Genomic DNA, 18,145 nt, shown 5'->3' with positions numbered 1-18,145 from the left:
TCAGTATATCAAGCACGCCCGCTCAATTCAATTTCGCGCCGCTCAACCCTTCGGCGCCGTCAGCTTGGCTTGCTTATGAAAATGATAGAGCTCTAACGCGTACGATAGCACCGTTTTGACCACTCCGTACACCGGCACGGCGAGGATCGTGCCCAAGATGCCGTACAGGTTCCCGACCACCAGCAGTAAGATGATGATCGTCATCGGGTGGATATCCAGACTGCGCCCGATCACGTTCGGGTAGATCAGGTTCCCGTCGGTCTGCTGGACGATCAAGACGACGATGATGACGAAGGCCACCTGGCTCCACCCCTGGGTCGCGGCCACGACGAGCGCCGGGGCGATCCCGATGTAGGGGCCGAGGTATGGGATGATCGTGACGACACCCGCGATGAAGCCAAGCAAGAAGGCGTAAGGTTGGCCAATGATCAGGTACCCAATGAATGTCGCCAGCCCGACGAACAGGCACTCCAACGCTTGGCCTGCGATGTAATGCGACAGCGTCTCACTCATCCGGGTGAACACCGTGGCGATCTCACCGGCGTAGCGATCCGGGAAGAACCGTTGCACCGCCGGAACGAACTTGTCCCCGTCCTTGAGCATATAAAACAGCAACACGGGGATCGTGATCACGTCGATCACCACGCCGGCCACGGACCCGAGCAGGCCCGGCAGGCCGGTTGAAAAGCCACCGAGCACCTGCGCGAGCAGTTTGCTCGGCTCCACTTTGAGCTTACTCAAAACGGCGTCGACGTCGAACTGCTGGTACCACTTGTAGTGCGCCATCTGCCGGATCACTTTGCGTAGCGCTGCCAGTGCGTCCGGTAACCCCGTGATCAACTGGGTGATCTGGGTGACCAGATTCGGAATGATCGCGGCGATGATCAACACCAGCCCACCGAGCACCACCAGAAACACAAGCGCGATCGCGATCCCGCGCGGCACATGCGCGCGCCCCAGCAGCTTGATCAGTGGGTTGAACAGGTAGAACAAGAAGCCCGCCGCGATGATCGGGATCAGGAGCGTCGAGAAGAATGTCGCGACTGGCGCGAACAGGAACCCCAGGTTGGACACCCCGATCACTAAGACCACTAGGATCAGGGCTTCGACTGACCAGAACATCAGCTTCGACTGACGCAGTTTTTCAAACATCACGGGTCCCTCCGATTTTTGCCGTCACCGGCACCTTGTAGTGCTATAATATCAGAAAATCATGACCCTTAGTGAAAGATGTGATGACCCATGGAATTCAATGTGACGACCGACATGACCAGCCAGACCTACCGCGAAGCCCTTGCGATCCGCCAAACGGTCTTCGTCGAAGAACAACACGTCCCAGCAACGCTGGAAGTCGACGCGGATGAACCAAAGGCGATCCACTTCGTCGCCTTCGAGAACGGACTGGCGCTCGGCACCGCCCGGCTGATCCCTGAAGGCACCGGCTACCACGTGCAGCGCGTGGCGGTGTTGCGCGCTTATCGCCACCACGGCGTCGGTAAGGCCCTGCTCGAACAGCTCGCCACTTACGCCGCCGCCCACGGCGCCACTGAGTTACACCTCGGTGCGCAAGTTCAGGCCGTCGGGTTCTACAAGACCCTCGGCTATCAGCTGACCGCGCGGCCCGAGTTTCTCGACGCTGGCATCCGCCACCGGGAGATGCAGCGCCGCCTATGATGATCTTGGCACCCCAAAACGGGCCTGTGCCGACCAGCAATTTGCCGGTCGACACAGGCCCGTTTTTGGGTCACTCACGCGTGTCAAAAGCGCCTCAGTCCGTCGCGTAGTGGGCGATGATCGCGTTCATCGCCGCGGCCGCGCCGGGGTCACCCACCAGGTTGGTATAGTAGGCGGCAAAGCGAGGGTCGGCCTCGTACATCTCCCCAAAGCCCCGGTGCATCGCTGCCGTCAGCTGCGGCGTCGTCACCAGTAACCACTCGCGGTGCGCGCGGTAGGCGCGTTCAGCCGCCGGACTGGGCAACGCTGGCGCCTCGAGGTAGGCGCGCAGGGCGGCCGCCAGTGTCTCTTGCGCCGCGGCCATCGCATCGAACTGCGCCTGCGTCAAGCCGGCGTAGCGCTGATCGGCAGCTGTCTTAGCTGCCTGGCCGTAGCGCGCAACGACCTCCGCCCCGTAAGCCTCATCGTTTTGGCGCAGCTGGTCTTGCTTGAAGGCCATGAATTTTTGATCATCAGTCATCTTCTGATCCCCCTTCTGATTGGTCAGGGTCGCCGTGATCTGATCCCGGATCCGTTGCAGTCGCTCGATCTGCGCCGCCAACTTCGCTTGTTGATCCATCAGGCGCGCCGTGCGCGCCGCCGCCGGCAGGGCCAAGAGCCCGGCGATCTCGGTCAGGCTGAAGTCCAACGCACGGTACGCCAGGATCAACTGCAGCCGGTCCACCTCAGTGGGCCCGTACTGGCGATACCCATTCACCGCCAGCGGTGGGGTCAACAAGCTGATCTGGTCGTAATAGCGCAGCGTCCGCGGGGAGACCCCACTAAGGCGTGCAAGTTCACTGGTCGAATACGTCATCTGGCTACCTCCACCACTGAGAATAAGGGCTGACGCAGCGTCAGGGTCAAGCCTTAATTAGTCGAATTCGTCGTACCCTTCAAGCTGGTCCAGATCGATGTAGAGGCGGTATTCGACCTGCGTGACCTGACCGGCCTCGAGGTCATACCGCTCAATGTAATACGGGTGATCGGTCTGGCCGATGTGTTGCGGTAACGGGAAACCCGCTTTTTCGAGCTGTTCTAGGCCTTTGCCGAAGCTCGTCTGGACCGGTAGCTGATTGAGCACCCCACTCGCCGGCGCCGTGGCGACGCCCACAGTCCCCGCCGGCATCTGGAAGCACTCCAGACCAGCAGGGGCGGTCGCCGTATCTGGTAACACACTGCCGATCCAGTACTGGAACTGGCCGTACGGCGAGAAGATCACCATACTGCTGCGGTTCGGCGTCTGTGTCTGCGCGTCGAGCTGCGCGAACCAGCCGGCCTGTTCGAACGCCGTCCAGCACGCCCAAAACGTGCCCATCTCATCGCTGTCCACAGCGGTGTACACCTTGCCGACGAACTTGGCCGGCTGCTGCATGATCAATTCTGTCATTGCTGTTCTCCTTTGTGACAAAAAAACGCGAGGCACGCCTCGCGCTTGGGTCTACACCCGGTGGGATAATTGCAAATACCGGTTGTACCACAAATCGATGTAAGCCTGCGAAAACGGGCCTTTGCCGTGGTTGATCCAGTCGACCAAGACGCGGACGTTGGCCTTCAAGATCCGGTCCGTTGTGGCCGGGTACTGCCACTGGCGCCGGTGGGCCTCGTACTCGTCGACGTCCAAGAGCCGCTTTTCACCATCGGGAAAGACTTTGACATCCAAGTCGTAATCGATGTATTTTAACGCCTCTTGATCCAGCGTGACCGGGCTGGCGAGGTTGCAATAGTAGGACACGCCGCCTTCGCGGATCATCGCGATCACGTTGAACCAGTAATGTTTGTGGAAATACACGATGGCCGGTTCACGCGTGAGCCAGCGCCGACCATCCGATTCGGTCACCAAAGTGTGATCGTTACAACCGATCAATGCATCTTCGCTGGTCTTCAGGACCATTGTATCCCGCCATGTACGGTGCAGCGTCCCTGGGTGCTTGTAGCTTTGAATGGCGATGTAATCGCCTTCCTTAGGGATCCGCATAGTTAACCAGCTTTCACCAAAAATCTGTTATCAGAGACGATTATATCAGAAAGCTGATGCTTATGCACCCGCCCACGCGTCCCTCAATCTGGCGTCTGCGCCTGGATCGCCGCGGCGATCTGCGGCTCGGGTTGGTAATGTTGCGCCCAGTCAGCCGGCTTCAACACCTTGTGCGTCACCGGGTCGCGGTGCGCCGTCCCGTCTGGGAACTGCTTGTGCATGTTGGCCGCATGGATCGCCGTCAATACGGGGGTCGGCTCAACGCCCATCAGCACGAAACTCCCAAAGATCAAGTAGGTCAGATCCCCCAGCGCATCAGCCTGCTGGACTAGCGGCGGGTACTGACTCGCCGGCTTGGCCGTCAACTTCTGGCGTGCGTGCGCGAGCTGGGCCTCGATCCGGTCGAACGCCGCGGCGATCCCCGCCTCACTGCGATCGGTCGTCGTTGCGAGCTCTGTCAGCTCCTCTAGGATGAAGCCGACGCGGTCCGTCAGGTCTAGCACACTCAGCGGTGTGGGGCGTGCGGGCTGGCGGTCGTCGAACACGCGGTGAAAAGCCGCAGACTGCTGGTATAAGTCTGTCATGGTCAGTCCTCCCTTGTCTGGTCTTCCAGCGTACGCAGGACCGGGTCGATGTCGTCAAGGGCAAACCCCTTACGAAATAGCGCCTGCTTGACCCGGTTACGGCGGTCGAAGCCGGTATAGTTGCGCTTGAGCCGCCACTGCTTCGCGGCCTCCTGCTGCAGGCGTTCCGCTTCGCCTGCTTCGTCCTTGGTCAGCGTCAAAGCCGCCAGGGCTGCCTCGGTCTGCTCCCGCGTGAAGCCCTTTTGGGTCAGGGCCAAGCGGATTTTTTGCCGCTGATCATTGAACGCACGGCGGGCGTTGCGCCGCGCCGCCTTCTCGGCCACCCGACCGGCGACGGCCAACCACTCGCTGGTCTTGACCCCCGCGAGTGCGTCCTCGATGACGCTTGCGGCCACCCCTTTTTCTCGCAGCCGTGCGCTCACCTGCTTCGGCCCACGCTCGCCCATCAGGAGGTCATCGCGCACGAAGGCGTCCGCCAACTTGGCGTCATCGAGGTAGTGGAGTGCCTGCAACCGCGCGACTACGGGGGCGATCGCCGCCTCGGGCAGATTCTCTTGCAAAAGACGCTGACGCACCTCTTGCACGGTCCGCATCTGGTGGCTCAGGTAGTCCAAGGCAAGCGAATTGGCGGTCGCCTCGACTTCTGCTGTCTTGATCGTCTGCTCGAGTGCCGCTGGTAGCGCCATCCCTTTGGTGAGCATGAAGCGGATCAACGTGCTTTCGCTGACCGGAAAGGCATACTGGCCGTCAACAAAAATGTTGTAGCGCCCTTTGCGCTTCTGCGTGGTGATAGCGGTGATGATTTTCACAATCAGGCCCTCCTTTGAGTTGGTCACACGGTGACTATGTAATATAATATACCTGAACTGGAATTGGAGGCGAGAAGATGTTTGAAGCTTATTTTTTTGACAAGCGCGCCACCACGAACTATCGCGTCTTCCGCCTGCTCAAGGCGCTGCAAGACAGCAACTTCACGATCAACCGGCTTGCCCAAGACAGCGGCCTGAGTTACTCACAGACCTATAACGCCTTTCAAGACATCATGCTCGAGCTCCAACTGATGTCCGATCGGCCCGTCGCCGATGTGAACGAAACGGACTTCAAGGCCCTGGGGGGGCAGGTGTCGGTCGATATGTACCGCTTCCACCTGCTCCAGGAGTCGTTGCCATTTCGCTTTTTTGATTACCTCTTCACCGCTGGCACCCCCGACGTCCACACTTTCTGTACCGCCGCCGGGGTCGCCATCCCAACGCTGCGGCGCCGGATCGCGCCGTTCAAGGCGTATGTGACTGGTGTGGGGCTGCACCTGAATGGGGTCACCTGGGCGATCGAAGGCGAAGAGCTCCAGATCCGGATGCTGATGTTGACGTTTTATCAGCTCGCCTTCCGCGGCGTCGGTTGGCCGTTCTCTGAGCCCGCCTTTCGCCGGGCCAAACACCAGATCGACCTGATCAACCAGGCGGATCCGCTGTGGTTCGAACCTGAGGCACTATACACCAAGCAGGACCTGTTGATCCTGGCCGTCCAGCAGCTGCGCATCGATCACGGACACGCGCTTACGCCGGACCGCCGCTGGAACAAACTGGCCAAGGCGTCTAACCTGCCCTTGAAGTCGCTGATCTACACCCGCGACCACTTCCCCTCTTTGACTCCACGCAAGTGCACCGCCGAGCGCGACTTCTACTACTTCTGTCGGATCCACTACCTCTCCTTCGGGACCCGAGTCACCCCGCGCCAAGCTTGGGTGATGCGCGACTTCGATCGGCCCGGCCTAGCGATCAACCAATTCGCCGACGGACTGCTGGATGCGCTGATCGATGCCGCTGATCCACTGACCCCAGAATCGATGGCTGCAGCGCACGACGTGTTGCGGGTCAACTTACACCGCATGGCGGTCTCTTACTATGTGCTCCACGGCAACTTCGCCAAGCGCATCGACTTTCTCGACCGCAATCCCGCCGAGGCGGAAAGCGGGACCCTACCGCACTTGATCCACGACTACTTCGACCAGATCGACGCGACTGGACCACTGGCGGCCTTTGCGCGCCACTGGCCCCACATGCACCGTGAGCTCTACCGGGTGATCGCCCCGGACTTTCCCGCGCTGAACGCCGACCACTTGGTCAAAGTCGCGATGTTCGTGGACGGTGGGACCTTTGTCGCGCGCGATTTGCGCCTTTTTTTGGAAGGTATCCAATTCGTGCATCTGCTGCCGACCGATCCCAGTCAGGTCCCGGATCTGATCATCTCCACGCTCAGCGATACCACGCTGATCACCAGCTTCTACGGCGCCGCGAACCTGACCCACACCGGGATCATCCCTTGGGCCACCGAAGCCGACGACAACGACTTCTACCACCTGATGACCCTCCTGCGGCGCGCACGCCAAGGGGCGCCGACCGACGCGCTGGCCGCTTGGTGAACCGAGCTAAGCGCCCACATCGGTCATGCGCCGGCGTCTTCGTGTGGGGCCAAGCACGCATCGATGGCCTGCGCGAGAGGCCCAGCGCGCCCAAAACCGGTCGCACTACCACACGATGCCCGGTCTAACGCCTGCGTATTCGGTCACGCACGGCACTCGACCGGGCACGCAGGCGGGATCAACACGGCCCCGTGTCAGTCCGAAGTTCGGGTTGACACGGGGCCGTGTTGATATGCTGGGCTTAAATCCACGTATGGCTCGTTTTCTTTGGGCGTTCAGGCCTGACCGTCGTGCCATGGCACCGCCTTGTAGCCGGTGAAGTAATTCAAGGCTTCGTAGCCAACCAATGCGATCACCACGACTACCGTCAGCAAGGTGTTATTCACCGACTTGAAGACGAACAACACCCCGACAAGGATCATCAGCGCTGCGACGAACAGCAGCTGTAGCCGCTTGTTCGGTTGGATCTGAAATGTCGCTTCAGGGCTTTGAAACGCCAGCTTGTGGGTGGCCGTAAACTTACCGACCCGGTAGCTGACCGCGTCACCTCGCTTCACGGTCAAGGTCAGCTCGTGGCCTGGCGTGATCTCATGGGTCTCACCCTGATGAAAGACAAAGGCCGGCATCCGGCTCTGCCCGTTATTCGTATACTTGATCTTCACTCGTCTTGCCTCCTGGCGCATCTTGCGCGTGCTTTCCTGTCGATTATACCGGAAATCCCCGGTTTTTGATATAATGCAGGAGACAATCAAAGGAGAGCTTATGGAAAACACAGTCAAAATCGGCCAGCGCTTCCCGCTGACCATCAAGCGCCTCGACATCAACGGGGCTGGGATCGGCTACTACAAGCGCAAGATCACCTTCGTCACCGGTGCTCTACCGGAGGAAGTCGTGGTCGCGGAGGTGACCGGTATCCACGAGCGCTACCTCGAAGCCAAAGTCCACCGGGTCAAGGTGCCATCCAAACACCGCGTCACGCCCGTTGACCCGAAATATGGACAAGTCGGTGGCATCGAACTGGGACACCTCGACTACCAGGCGCAGCTCGCATTCAAGCGCGATGTCGTCGCCCAAGCACTGGCCAAATTCAAACCCACCGGCTGGCAGCACTACGACCTGCGGCCGACCATCGGCGCCGCCGACCCGTTGCACTACCGAAACAAAGCCCAGTTCCAGGTGCGGTCGATCGACGGGCACGTTCGCGCAGGACTGTACGCCCCGAACTCCCACGACCTTGTACCGCTCGAGACGTTTGCGACCCAACGCCCCCTGACCATGCAGGTGATCAACCACCTCTGTGGCCTGCTCGAACAGCTCGACATCCCGATCTACTCGGAGCGCACGAACAGTGGGATCGTCAAGACCCTGGTCGTGCGCGAGTCCGCGGCGACTTCAGAAGCGCAACTCACACTGATCACCAACTCGGAGAAGCTGCCGCACCAAGCCCGACTGCTCGACGCAATCGCCCGTGAGCTCCCGATGGTGGTGACGGTGATGCAAAACGTCAACCCGGGCAAAACCAGCCTGATCTGGGGCGCAGAGAGTCACCTGCTCGCTGGCCAGCCCTACATCACCGAGCGCATCGGTGACCTCGACTTCCAACTGTCGCCACAGGCCTTCTTGCAGCTGAATCCCGCCCAGACCGAAGTGCTCTACGCCACCGCGCGTACCGCCTTGGCACTGGCCCCCCACGAGACGCTGGTCGACGCCTACGCGGGAATCGGCACGATCGGCCTAAGTCTCGCGCACACCGCCCAAGCGGTACGCGGGATGGAGGTGATCCCCGAGGCGGTCGCCGATGCTCAGGCGAATGCCTTACGCAACGGCATCACGAACGCACACTATGAAGTCGGCACCGCGGAAACGGTCCTCCCGAAGTGGCTTGCCGAAGGGTTCCGGCCCGATGCGGTGATCGTGGATCCACCACGCGCCGGCCTCGACGGCCCCTTCATTCAGGCGCTACTCCGCGCCCGGCCGAAGAAGTTCGTCTATATCTCCTGCAACCCATCGACCCTGGCGCGCGACCTGGTCGCCTTGACCCGCGCTTACACGGTCGATTACATCCAATCGATCGACATGTTCCCCCAGACCGCGCGCTGTGAAGCCGTGGTCAAATTCACCCGGCGCTAGCCGGCACACCAAAGAGGGCTGCGACGCGTGTCGCAGCCCTCTTTGGTGTGCCTGATCACATCTGTGCTGGCTTTACGCCTTGGTGCCGCGCTCTGCGCGCCACAGCGTGAACGCCTTGCGCATCCCCTTCAAGACCCCAGCATCGGAGTAGACGAGCACGTTGGTCCGGTAGATATTGACCGCCAGGACCGTGAACCCCGCGAGAAAGGCCACCGCGACGCCCAAACTGAGCCAGGCGGCCAGCATCGAAGCGTGACCGAGCGCCAAGCGGACCGGCATCAGCTCGATGTTCAAAAACGGAATGAAACTCGCCACCTTCAAGAGGGCGGCATCACTGGTCTGGGCGATGAACGCGAGCATATAGCCCGCCATCCCGAGCAGAGAGATCGGCATCACCGCCGTGTTGACCTGCTCCTGATTCGCCACGAGCGACCCACAGACCGCCGCCAGTACGGCAAAGGTCAGGGTCCCAACGATGAAGAACAAGACCGCGATCAGACTGGTCATCGACCAAAGCACGGACAAGTCGACGCTGGCCAGCAGAGTCTTGACGAACGCCTGCTGCCGCGCCCAGACCCACGCCGCACCGCCAACCAAGGCGTACACCGCGATCTGCGTGACCAACAGGGCTAAGATCCCGGCCAGCTTGCCAAAGAACTGGGTGGTCGCACTGACGGAGGACAGTAGGATCTCCATGATCCGCGAGCCTTTCTCCGTCGCGATCTCTTGGGCCAGCATCGACCCGTAGATCATCGTGATCACCATGATGAAGATCGTCAGCAACATGGCGAACCCACGATTGACCATGGCGGTGGTGTCGTTTTTGGCCACCTGCTTCCCGTCTTCGATCGCAACGGTGCGCGTCTTGACGGTGGCCGGACTCAGCAGTGATTGGACTTGCGCATCACTCAGGTGCAACTTCGCCGCATTTTGTTGTAACTTGAGCTGCGAGAGTACCGCCGTAAGCTGGGTTGCGTCGACGCTGGTCTCCGCGTTCGCGCGTTCCACGTACTCTGCGCTGACCGATGGCGTCAACGTCACCGTTAAGACGCCATCGATCTTCTCCTGTGTCAACTGGCGGTCAGCCTTAGCCGCCGGCGTCGCCACGTAGTCGACATCGGCGGTTTCCGCCTTGTTGAGCACCTTGACCAGTCCAGTGTTGTCGCTGACCACCGCCACTTTGGCCGGCTCGCTGGTCTGGCCGACGAACCAGGCAACCCCGACGCCGATCCCGACGAAGACCAGTGGTGAGAGGACCAGGAACAGCCAAGATCCGCTTTTGACGTTCTTCTTATAGACCTGTTGCATCACGATCCAGAATTTACTCATGGTCAGCACCTGCTTTCAGTCGGAAGATCTCATCAAGACTTGGTGGGACCTGTCGGAACTCCGGAATGTACCCTGACTGCGTGGCGGCCGCAAAGATCTGCTCACCGACGGCAGGCGTCGCCAGCGTCAGTTCGAACTGACGACCGTGGGCGACCACCCGCGACACGCCGTCAAAGGCCCGCAGCTGTGCTTCCGTCAACGGCGACTCGAGGAATAGCTTCGTGCGGCCAAACTGCTGACGGATCGCATCGACCGTGCCGTTCAGCACCGTCTGGCCGTTACGTAGCATCACGAGGTGATCCGAGATCGCCTCAACATTGCCCATGTCGTGACTGGAGTAGATGATCGCCGCCCCATGGTCACGCAGCATCATGATCCCGTCTTGCAGCAAGCTCGCATTAACGGGGTCCAACCCAGAGAACGGTTCATCGAGGATCACGAGCTTGGGCATGTGGATCAAAGTCGCGATCAGTTGCACTTTTTGCTGGTTCCCCTTGCTCAAGTCCTTGACCTTGTCGGTGAGCTTGCCCTTCACCTGGAACCGGTCGAACCAGGCCGGGATCTCCGCCTTGATGGCCGCGGTCTTCATCCCCCGCAGGCGAGCAAAGTAGACGATCTGGTCTTGAACGCGCATCTTGGGGTAGAGCCCGCGCTCTTCCGGCAGATAACCGATCATGTCGTAGTCGGCACGGGTCAATGGCTGCCCGTTCCAAGTCACCTGTCCCGCATCCGGCGTCAAAAAATTCAAGATCATGCGAAACGTGGTGGTCTTCCCCGCCCCGTTTTGCCCGATCAGCCCCATGATCTCCCCGGGGTGGACCGTGAAGCTTTCGTGGTCCACCGCGGTCATCGTGCCGAAGCGCTTGGTCAAATCATGTAGTTCAAGCATTACCATGCCTCCAATCCTGTTCTCGCTCTAAGTGGCGGATCTGTCGCGTCAGGCTGACAAAATTCGCCCCGTACAGTGCGGCCAGCCCCCCGATCAACCCACCGATCAGGCCGGTCCGAAGCGGTGTCGCACCGGTCAGACACACTAGGTACAGCGCGACAAACTCGAGGGCTACCGCGCCCAGGCCAACACCCGTCCAACGGCGGCGTAACTGGCGCAACAGCGCGATGTGCGAGCGCTGGTCCGTGTAGATCCGTGCGGTTGGATCGGCGTGTTGCCAATACAACCACCGGCCGCCGAGGACCGGTTGACTCATCAATAGCGTCCACCCGGCGTCTTGCATCAACTGCGTGTACTCAGGCAGGTCGGCGGCCAACTGATAATCCAGCCGGATCACCCCATCTTGGGCGGGCACGGGGACGAACGTGTAGCGACAGACGTGGCGCGCCTGAACGCGCCAGCCCGCGTGTAGCTGCGCCGTCAGGTAGTGCGCCTCTTGCGCCGACTTGTAGACCCAAAACACTCTAGTCTGCTTCATCATCCAGCACCTCCGCATTCTGTACCAACTCCTGCAACCGGGCGCGTTCCGCTCGCAGGAGCGCGATCCCAGCCGGGGTGGCTTGATAGATCTTGCGGCTGTCGGTCGTGGCGACCAGGTCGATCAAGCCGTCGTGTTGCATCTTCTTGAGCGTCCCGTACATCGTGCCAGCGCCGAGGACCAATCGGCCGGCGGTGATCGCCTCGATGTGCTGAATCACCCCGTAGCCGTGCATTGGCTGGCGCAGCGCCAGCAGGATGTAGAACGCGGTCTCACTCATCGGCAGCTGATCTGTCGTGGACATGACGCCACCTCCCCTGGTATATCGCGATGTGATATATCTGCCGTGGTTATATCGTACCGCGATACACGCGTCTTGACAAGTGCTTTTTTACGCGCGCATCGCGGTGTATCATGGACCATAAGCACAAAAGGAGGTTCCTATGAAAATCTATTTTGCCAACGGCCTGTTCTCACACGCCGACTTCAACTACAATGCGGCCCTCGTTGCGCGCCTGCGGCAGGCAATGCCAGGCCTTGAGGTCTACCTGCCGCAGGAAAACGCGGCGATCAATGATAAGCAGGCTTATGCCGACGCCAAGATGATCGCCCAGGCCGACACGGCTGAAGTTCTGGCCGCCGATCTGATGATCGCCGTCTTGGACGGTCCCGTGATCGACGCCGGCGTCGCCAGTGAGATCGGCGTCGCCTACGCCAAGGGACTCCCCATCATCGGCCTGTACACAGACTCTCGCCAGCAAGGCGCCGGCAACGCCAAGAAGCTCGCCGCACTCGCCGAGATCGCCGAGAATCAGTTCCACTACCTGAACCTGTACACGATCGGGTTGATCAAGCTCAACGGGACCGTGGTCAACAACGAAGACGCGCTGATCGAGGCCGTTCGCGCCCGGCTGTGACCACTCGCACCGCAGACCAAAACAACAGGCACTGCCCGGATGATCCGGGGCAGTGCCTGTTGTTTGATTGGTGTGGGGCAGGGCCAAAAGGTCAACTGCGGACAGGCTGATCGGTGTCGCGAGGCGAGCCGTCAGGGCCAAATGCAGCTTTGGTCACAGCCCTTTACGCCTCTGCCCCCGGCGTGGAGGTGATCAAGGTCATCTTGCCGGTGAAGCGCCACGACTTGATCTGGTTCGGAATGATGAAGTGCACCCCTTTTTGCAGCGGATAAGACTCACCGTCTGCGATGATCTGCCCATCGCCTGCCAGAACTGAGACTAGCGTGTACGGCGCGGTGGCCGTCTGATCCAAGTGGCCGTTCAGCTCGATCTTGTAGACCGAGAAGAACTTGGAGATCGGCGCGGTCACAAAAGTCGTGATCGTCGCGTCATCTTGCTTGACCGTCTGGATATCGAGTTGCGGGTCGACGCTTGGCACGTTGGTGGTCTCGATACTTTGCTGCAAGTGTAACTCGCGCTTGTTGCCATCGGCATCCGTGCGGTCGTAGTCGTACAGCCGGTAGGTCGTGTCCGAGCTCTGCTGCGTCTCAAGCACCATGATGCCCTTGTTCAGCGCGTGGATCGTCCCGCTTGGCACGTAGACAAAATCGCCCGTCTTTACGGGGACCTTACGCAACAGGTGGTCCCAGTCACCCTTGTGGATCATGTCTGCCAGCTCTTCGCGCGTCTTGGCGTGGTGCCCGTAGATCAGATACGAGCCGGGCTCTGCGGAGATCACGTACCAGCACTCCGTTTTGCCGAGTTCACCGGGACGTTCATGTGCCGCGGCGTAGGCGTCATCCGGGTGCACCTGAACGGACAACGAGTCGTTCGCGTCCAAGATCTTGGTCAACAGTGGAAAGACCTTGCTCTTTTGGTGGCCGAAGTAGTCTTGGTGATCGCGCCAGGCGACATCCAGGGTGGTCCCCGCCAGCGGGCCATTCGCGATCACATCAGGGCCATTCGGGTGCGCAGAGATCGCCCACAGCTCACCGATCTTACCCTCAGGCAGCGTGTAGCCAAAGTCAGTGGCCAACTTGCGCCCACCCCAGATCTTTTCGTGAAACACAGGTTCAAGAAAAATTGGTTCAGTCAAAATGATTGCCTCCTCGGTGTTCTTTCGTTCAAATTCTAACACACTAAGCAACCGTTCTCATAAAATCCGCGATAAATTCGTCTCGCCAAGTCAAAAAGTTGTCATTGACCACTGGGTGCACCCGGTTCGTCAACACGATCAGCGCCTGGTGTACCGCCGGTTGCAGTAGCCAAAACGTGCCGGTGTACCCGGTGTGGTACAACCACATCCGGTCGTGGCGGTCGCGCCGCAGGTCCCAGCCGAGGCTGCGCCCCAACCCATTGACCGTGTGATCTTGCAGCAGTTGCGCAAAGGTCGCCGGCCACGCAGGCGGCGGTGCCGGGTCAAAGGCGAGCTGTGAAAAGCGCTCGAAGTCCTGCAGGCTGGCAAACAACCCGGCCGCCCCAGAATGGCAGCCCAGGATCGCGCTCTTAGGATCGTGCACTACCCCGCGCTTAAGGGTCTGCGTCAACGCATCGTAGCTCGTCGGGACACAGCGCGCCGCTTCTGGATTGAACGTTGCGCTCATGAGTCCCAGCGGGCTGAGGACCCGCCGGCGGATCAGCAACTGGATCGGTGCACAGTAGACCTTCTCAAGCGCCCATCCGACCAGCAACAGGTTGACATCGCGGTACACGACCGCCCGATCGACGGCCGCTGTCACCTGTAGCTGCGTCAATAAGGCGGTCTGTAACGCCGGCGCCGCGAGCGTATCTCGGTGCGGGATATAACCCGCCAGACCCGAGGTATGCGTCAGCGCTTGGCGAAACGTCGTCGCGTGCGGAAACGCCGGTAGGATCGCCCGTAGCGGGGTGTCCGGGGTCAGTCGGCCTTCCGCCCAAGCTTGCAAAAAGACCATCGTCGTACCCATCACCTTCGTTAGGGACGCCACATCATACAGCATCCCCGAGTGGAGCGGTGCTGGCTGCGGTGCAACTTGCGCCTGCCCGAGGACCAGTTGCTCGACCACCCCATCGTGTAGCCACGCCGCGCTGACGCCTGGCACAAGGCCGCGCGAGACCAGCGGGCGCAATCGTTCTAATCCGTTCATTGCGTCACTTCCCGCTCCCAGTATACCAGAGTTCAACGGATCGAAAACCACAGCGTCAACTGATTCGGTCCGGTGACCATCAGATAATGTGCGGCCGGATCGAAGTGAAAATCGTGCCACCCGACCTCCAGCAGGTTCGCATAGAGGCGGGTCAAAGCCAGTTGATTCGGCACCGTCAGGTTCACATACTGCACGCCAGTGTGCCGCGCGAACCGCGGTTTGGCCTTCAAGTCCTCGATCACGGACCAACCGATGTGGCGGACCGCGTCGCCGTTCGTCAAAAACGCCTGGCTGTCATCTTCTTGCTGCCGCACGAATCCCAGCACCGCCCGTAGGTACCACGCCGTCTGCGTCACCGCAGTCGTTCGCACGACGAAGCGGCCGATCTGCGTCCCGACCGTCAGCGCGCCAGCCGGCTGGGCTAGGCGTGCCGGGGGCTTGAGCGGCCGCATCGCCCCGTCCGTGAAGTCATAGCCGCGCGTCACTTCGACTTGCGTGCCGCGGTCGTATTCCACGAGCAAGACGTTGAACTCAGGGTCTTGGGCGCTGAAGCCCTGTGCAAAGCCGGTCTGGTGCCAAGCCAGAGGCTCGGCGCCGGCGCGGGTCAACTGTGCCGCCACCGCGAGCAAGACCTGCCAGTTCGGTACGCTGAAGCTGAAAGCGGCCAGGCCGGCGCGGGTGCGTTTGACCACCGTCCCGCCACGCGTCAGGCTCAGCAGCACATGCCGGTTCCCCGCCACCCCGAGCAGTGCGCGCACCCCGTTATCCTGCAACACGGTCAGCCCAACGACTTGATGATACCAATCCCGCATCCGCGCCAGGTCATGGACCTGAAGCGCCACGAAGCCCACCCGCGTCTGCGGGCTCAACACGAACCATCCCATCTCTGTCCCCCCCGACACATTCGGCACACTTCCGTTTTGGTCAGCATACACACTCCTGGTGGGCTTGGCGAGTAATCGGCTTGATCACCATTGGGCATGCACATAAACAAGACGGGTGCACATGCACCCGTCTTTAGCGTCTTATAGGGTCAATTCATAGTGGATCGCCTGAGGGTAGCTCCGCCACGTCAACCAAGTAGCCAGCCCGCTGGCCAGCAACAAGCCCATGTCGTACCAGTATGAATTCAAGAAGCCCCCTGCGAGTACGATCAGCGCGATCAAGATGAAGCTGACCCCTGCGGTCACACAACCGATCGCACCACCCTGGGCCCCTTTATCCCCGGTGAATTGTTTCGTGAATGGCAGCTGCCTGCCGACCAAGATCCGCCCGTACAGTAAGCTGCAGAGCGTACAGAGCATCGCGACCAGCAGCCCCGCCGTCAACGCGTGCGCCCCGTTGAACGGCAGGGTCACCAAGGCGATCAGCAGGATGAACGGGTAGACCAGCTTCGCGGTCATCGCCATCACCACGCCACGCAACAAGAGCCCGTGCGTCGGGAACGGGACGTAGCGAAACAGCGTCATCGCCTCAGGGTGTGCCGAGAACGCCAGGTTGAAGACGGCCGTTGCCAGCCCAATGATCAGTCCGACCCCGAGATAGGAGAGGAACGGACCTGCTTGACGCAAAGGCAGATCGCGGATCAGGCTGAGGGCCATGATCCCTGGGAGGATCACCCCGTACGCCAACTGGGGATAGACGCGCAACTTATAATCACGCTCTGACTGCAACATGCGCCAGCCCAGTGTGTAATAGGTCGCCTCTTCAGGCGTCGCAGTCAGCACCCGACGCGTCAGCTTGAACCACCCCGACTGACGCTGGTGCTTATCCGAGCTCTGTTCGAGCTTGTCCAAGTACTGCTCGAAGGCCGCGGCCCGCCTTGCGTACGCCCACAACAGCAGGGCCGTGACCACCAGCGCTAAACCCGTCAGCATCGACGCCAGTGGGAGCGCCTGCCCCCCAAGCAGCAGCGCCGGGCCGGCAAACCAGACCGGGACCGCCGGAACGTACCACCACTGCAGGCTGGTCGTCATGTCGAGGTTCAGGTTGATATTCGCCGCGTTTAGCAGATTCGGGAGCTGCCCGCCGAGCATCATGAGCATCGCTAACCCGATCTGGATCACGTTCAGCCCATTTTTGAGGCGTTCACCATCGAAGTAGCGCAGCACGAGCAGGTAGAGAAATAGCGATAGCACGAAGGCGAACAGCGCCAGAAGCAGGCTGCCGAGTGCCGCACCCAGCACGACAAGCGGGCCGTGTTGCAGCAACAAGACCCCGAGGCTCGGGAGTGCCAACGCCGCCAGCGTGACGAACAAAAAGTAGCCGACGACCGCCAGCCGCGCCGCATTGAGGGTCTTATCCGCGACCCCGCGCACCGAGAAGATCCGCCGGTCGCGCGGGTCGAGGATCAGGCTGGAGTAATTCGACAGCATCTGCATGAAGAACATGAAAAACAGGAGCGTGTCAAAAAACGTCAGCTGGGTCAACAGCGGCAGCGGAACGAGTAGCAACAGCGCGACCACCCCACCGATCAGCAGATTGACCAGAAACGTCGTCGCCAAAGCGTGCGTGACGTCTGTCGGCTTCTTACGGCGTCCGCTCAACCCAAAGCCGTTGGTGCTACGCGCGGCGAGTTGAAACTTGGCCGCGACGATCAACGCGAACTGGTTAAAGTCGACCCCTGCACGGCGCAAACCGCCCCGCAGCCATCGGAGCCACCGCAGATTGCGGGGCAACGTCACTTCATTCATCGGCGCCGCCTCCCGTCACGATATCAACGAACGCTTGAGCCTTTTCCCCGTGCTCGGCAAAGCCGGTCAAGTCATTGAACAGCTGCTGCAGATTCGTGTCGGCCCCCTGCGTGATTGCCTGGAAGGTCCCGTCCGCAGCGACCGCCCCATCGTTGAGCAGAATGATCCGATCCGACAGCTTCTGGACGACATCCATGATGTGACTCGAATAGAAGATCGTCTTACCCCGATTGCGGAGCTCGACTAAGATCTCCTCGATCACGAGGACGGTGTTGGCATCCAGCCCGTTCAGCGGCTCATCCCAAAACAGGATATCCGGGTCGTGCAACAGACTGGCGATGATCAACACCAGCTGGCGCATCCCCTTCGAGTAAGCGGTGATCCGCCGATCAAACGCCGGCCCGAGCCCGACGATGGTCGCCAAGGCCTCTGCCTTGTCCCCAGCGGCCTGCTCAGACAGCCCATAGAGCTGGCCGATCAGCGTCAGGTACTCGCGCGCCGTTAACGCCTCAAAGACGTCGGCGCTTTCGGGCACATACCCGATGTGCCGCTTGTAGCTCGCGTCGTCCGGTCGCACCGGCTCACCCAGCAGTTCGATCGTGCCGCTGGTCTGCTGCAACAGACCGAGGATGATCTTGACCGTCGTGCTTTTGCCTGCCCCGTTCTGGCCGATATACCCGACGATCGTGCCGGGGTCGATGCTGAACGTGACGTCTTTGAGCACCGCCTTAGTGCCAAAGTTCTTCGTGATGTGTGACAAACTGATCGCGGGTGTCATCGTTACTCC

The 18,145-nt window shown here is 60.6% G+C and carries 20 protein-coding genes; 4 read left to right on the top strand and 16 right to left on the bottom strand.

What is annotated here, in order from left to right:
* Nucleotides 1–42 precede the first annotated feature (42 nt).
* Nucleotides 43–1,152 (bottom strand): AI-2E family transporter, encoded by a 1,110-nt coding sequence (locus HII33_RS07075; RefSeq protein WP_179395110.1) that lies wholly within the window; start codon nt 1,150–1,152, stop codon nt 43–45.
* 90 nt (nt 1,153–1,242) lie between these two features.
* Between HII33_RS07075 and HII33_RS07070 the strand changes: the two genes are divergently transcribed.
* The gene (locus HII33_RS07070; RefSeq protein WP_179395109.1) at nt 1,243–1,674 is read left to right on the top strand and encodes a GNAT family N-acetyltransferase; all 432 of its coding nucleotides are present in this window, start codon (nt 1,243–1,245) and stop codon (nt 1,672–1,674) included.
* Between the two features lie 94 nt (nt 1,675–1,768).
* On the opposite strand, the gene HII33_RS07065 is transcribed toward HII33_RS07070, so the two are convergent.
* The 5 genes from HII33_RS07065 to recX form a co-directional block, all read right to left on the bottom strand.
* The gene (locus tag HII33_RS07065) at nt 1,769–2,530 is read right to left on the bottom strand and encodes a MerR family transcriptional regulator (protein WP_179395108.1); all 762 of its coding nucleotides are present in this window, start codon (nt 2,528–2,530) and stop codon (nt 1,769–1,771) included.
* 57 nt (nt 2,531–2,587) lie between these two features.
* Complete coding sequence (locus HII33_RS07060; RefSeq protein WP_179395107.1) at nt 2,588–3,103, bottom strand: hypothetical protein; 516 nt, start codon at nt 3,101–3,103, stop codon at nt 2,588–2,590.
* A gap of 51 nt (nt 3,104–3,154) precedes the next feature.
* Nucleotides 3,155–3,691, bottom strand: a complete 537-nt coding sequence (ntdP, locus tag HII33_RS07055; protein WP_179395106.1) for a nucleoside tri-diphosphate phosphatase — start codon at nt 3,689–3,691, stop codon at nt 3,155–3,157.
* Between the two features lie 83 nt (nt 3,692–3,774).
* Nucleotides 3,775–4,275: a pyrophosphohydrolase domain-containing protein gene (locus tag HII33_RS07050; protein WP_179395105.1), complete on the bottom strand. Its 501-nt coding sequence runs from the start codon at nt 4,273–4,275 to the stop codon at nt 3,775–3,777.
* 2 nt (nt 4,276–4,277) lie between these two features.
* Complete coding sequence (gene recX, locus HII33_RS07045) at nt 4,278–5,084, bottom strand: recombination regulator RecX (protein ID WP_179395104.1); 807 nt, start codon at nt 5,082–5,084, stop codon at nt 4,278–4,280.
* A gap of 77 nt (nt 5,085–5,161) precedes the next feature.
* Here recX and HII33_RS07040 point away from each other — a divergent pair, with 77 nt between their 5' ends.
* On the top strand, nt 5,162–6,697 hold the full coding sequence (locus tag HII33_RS07040; protein WP_179395103.1) for a helix-turn-helix domain-containing protein: 1,536 nt from the start codon (nt 5,162–5,164) through the stop codon (nt 6,695–6,697).
* 275 nt (nt 6,698–6,972) lie between these two features.
* Here the strand turns inward: HII33_RS07040 and HII33_RS07035 are convergent, their stop codons facing one another.
* Nucleotides 6,973–7,359 (bottom strand): hypothetical protein, encoded by a 387-nt coding sequence (locus tag HII33_RS07035; protein ID WP_179395102.1) that lies wholly within the window; start codon nt 7,357–7,359, stop codon nt 6,973–6,975.
* 100 nt (nt 7,360–7,459) lie between these two features.
* Between HII33_RS07035 and rlmD the strand changes: the two genes are divergently transcribed.
* Nucleotides 7,460–8,827, top strand: a complete 1,368-nt coding sequence (gene rlmD / locus HII33_RS07030) for a 23S rRNA (uracil(1939)-C(5))-methyltransferase RlmD (RefSeq protein WP_179395101.1) — start codon at nt 7,460–7,462, stop codon at nt 8,825–8,827.
* 72 nt (nt 8,828–8,899) lie between these two features.
* Here rlmD and HII33_RS07025 read toward each other — a convergent pair whose 3' ends face one another.
* Genes HII33_RS07025 through HII33_RS07010 form a run of 4 tightly spaced genes read right to left on the bottom strand, consistent with a single transcriptional unit; the run spans nt 8,900 to nt 11,887 of the window.
* Nucleotides 8,900–10,156, bottom strand: a complete 1,257-nt coding sequence (locus HII33_RS07025) for an ABC transporter permease (RefSeq protein WP_179395100.1) — start codon at nt 10,154–10,156, stop codon at nt 8,900–8,902.
* Entirely contained in the window at nt 10,149–11,045 is an 897-nt protein-coding gene (locus tag HII33_RS07020) for an ABC transporter ATP-binding protein (protein ID WP_179395099.1), read from the bottom strand. Before HII33_RS07020 ends, HII33_RS07025 begins: the two co-directional genes overlap by 8 nt.
* Complete coding sequence (locus tag HII33_RS07015; protein WP_179395098.1) at nt 11,038–11,583, bottom strand: DUF2812 domain-containing protein; 546 nt, start codon at nt 11,581–11,583, stop codon at nt 11,038–11,040. The genes HII33_RS07020 and HII33_RS07015 overlap by 8 nt, the downstream gene beginning before the upstream one ends.
* The gene (locus HII33_RS07010; RefSeq protein WP_179395097.1) at nt 11,570–11,887 is read right to left on the bottom strand and encodes a PadR family transcriptional regulator; all 318 of its coding nucleotides are present in this window, start codon (nt 11,885–11,887) and stop codon (nt 11,570–11,572) included. Before HII33_RS07010 ends, HII33_RS07015 begins: the two co-directional genes overlap by 14 nt.
* Nucleotides 11,888–12,026: 139 nt before the next feature.
* Between HII33_RS07010 and HII33_RS07005 the strand changes: the two genes are divergently transcribed.
* A complete protein-coding gene (locus tag HII33_RS07005; protein ID WP_179395096.1) occupies nt 12,027–12,500 on the top strand; it encodes a nucleoside 2-deoxyribosyltransferase in 474 nt (157 codons plus the stop codon).
* Nucleotides 12,501–12,663: 163 nt separating this feature from the next.
* Here the strand turns inward: HII33_RS07005 and manA are convergent, their stop codons facing one another.
* The 5 genes from manA to HII33_RS06980 all read right to left on the bottom strand — a co-directional run bounded on the left by manA (nt 12,664) and on the right by HII33_RS06980 (nt 18,136).
* A complete protein-coding gene (gene manA, locus HII33_RS07000) occupies nt 12,664–13,635 on the bottom strand; it encodes a mannose-6-phosphate isomerase, class I (protein WP_179395095.1) in 972 nt (323 codons plus the stop codon).
* A 43-nt stretch (nt 13,636–13,678) separates the two neighbouring features.
* The gene (locus HII33_RS06995; protein WP_179395094.1) at nt 13,679–14,665 is read right to left on the bottom strand and encodes a serine hydrolase domain-containing protein; all 987 of its coding nucleotides are present in this window, start codon (nt 14,663–14,665) and stop codon (nt 13,679–13,681) included.
* A 32-nt stretch (nt 14,666–14,697) separates the two neighbouring features.
* On the bottom strand, nt 14,698–15,549 hold the full coding sequence (locus HII33_RS06990; protein ID WP_179395093.1) for a VOC family protein: 852 nt from the start codon (nt 15,547–15,549) through the stop codon (nt 14,698–14,700).
* 141 nt (nt 15,550–15,690) lie between these two features.
* Entirely contained in the window at nt 15,691–17,358 is a 1,668-nt protein-coding gene (locus HII33_RS06985; protein WP_179395092.1) for an ABC transporter permease, read from the bottom strand.
* Nucleotides 17,351–18,136 carry an ABC transporter ATP-binding protein gene (locus HII33_RS06980; protein ID WP_179395091.1) on the bottom strand — a complete coding sequence of 262 codons (786 nt, stop codon included), beginning with the start codon at nt 18,134–18,136 and terminating at the stop codon, nt 17,351–17,353. Before HII33_RS06980 ends, HII33_RS06985 begins: the two co-directional genes overlap by 8 nt.
* Nucleotides 18,137–18,145: the final 9 nt, after the last annotated feature.

The organism is Lacticaseibacillus absianus, from assembly GCF_013407595.1.
GTDB lineage: Bacteria > Bacillota > Bacilli > Lactobacillales > Lactobacillaceae > Lacticaseibacillus > Lacticaseibacillus absianus.
The sequence above is the reverse complement of the archived record's forward strand: the minus strand, read 5'-3'. Positions and strand labels throughout refer to the sequence as shown.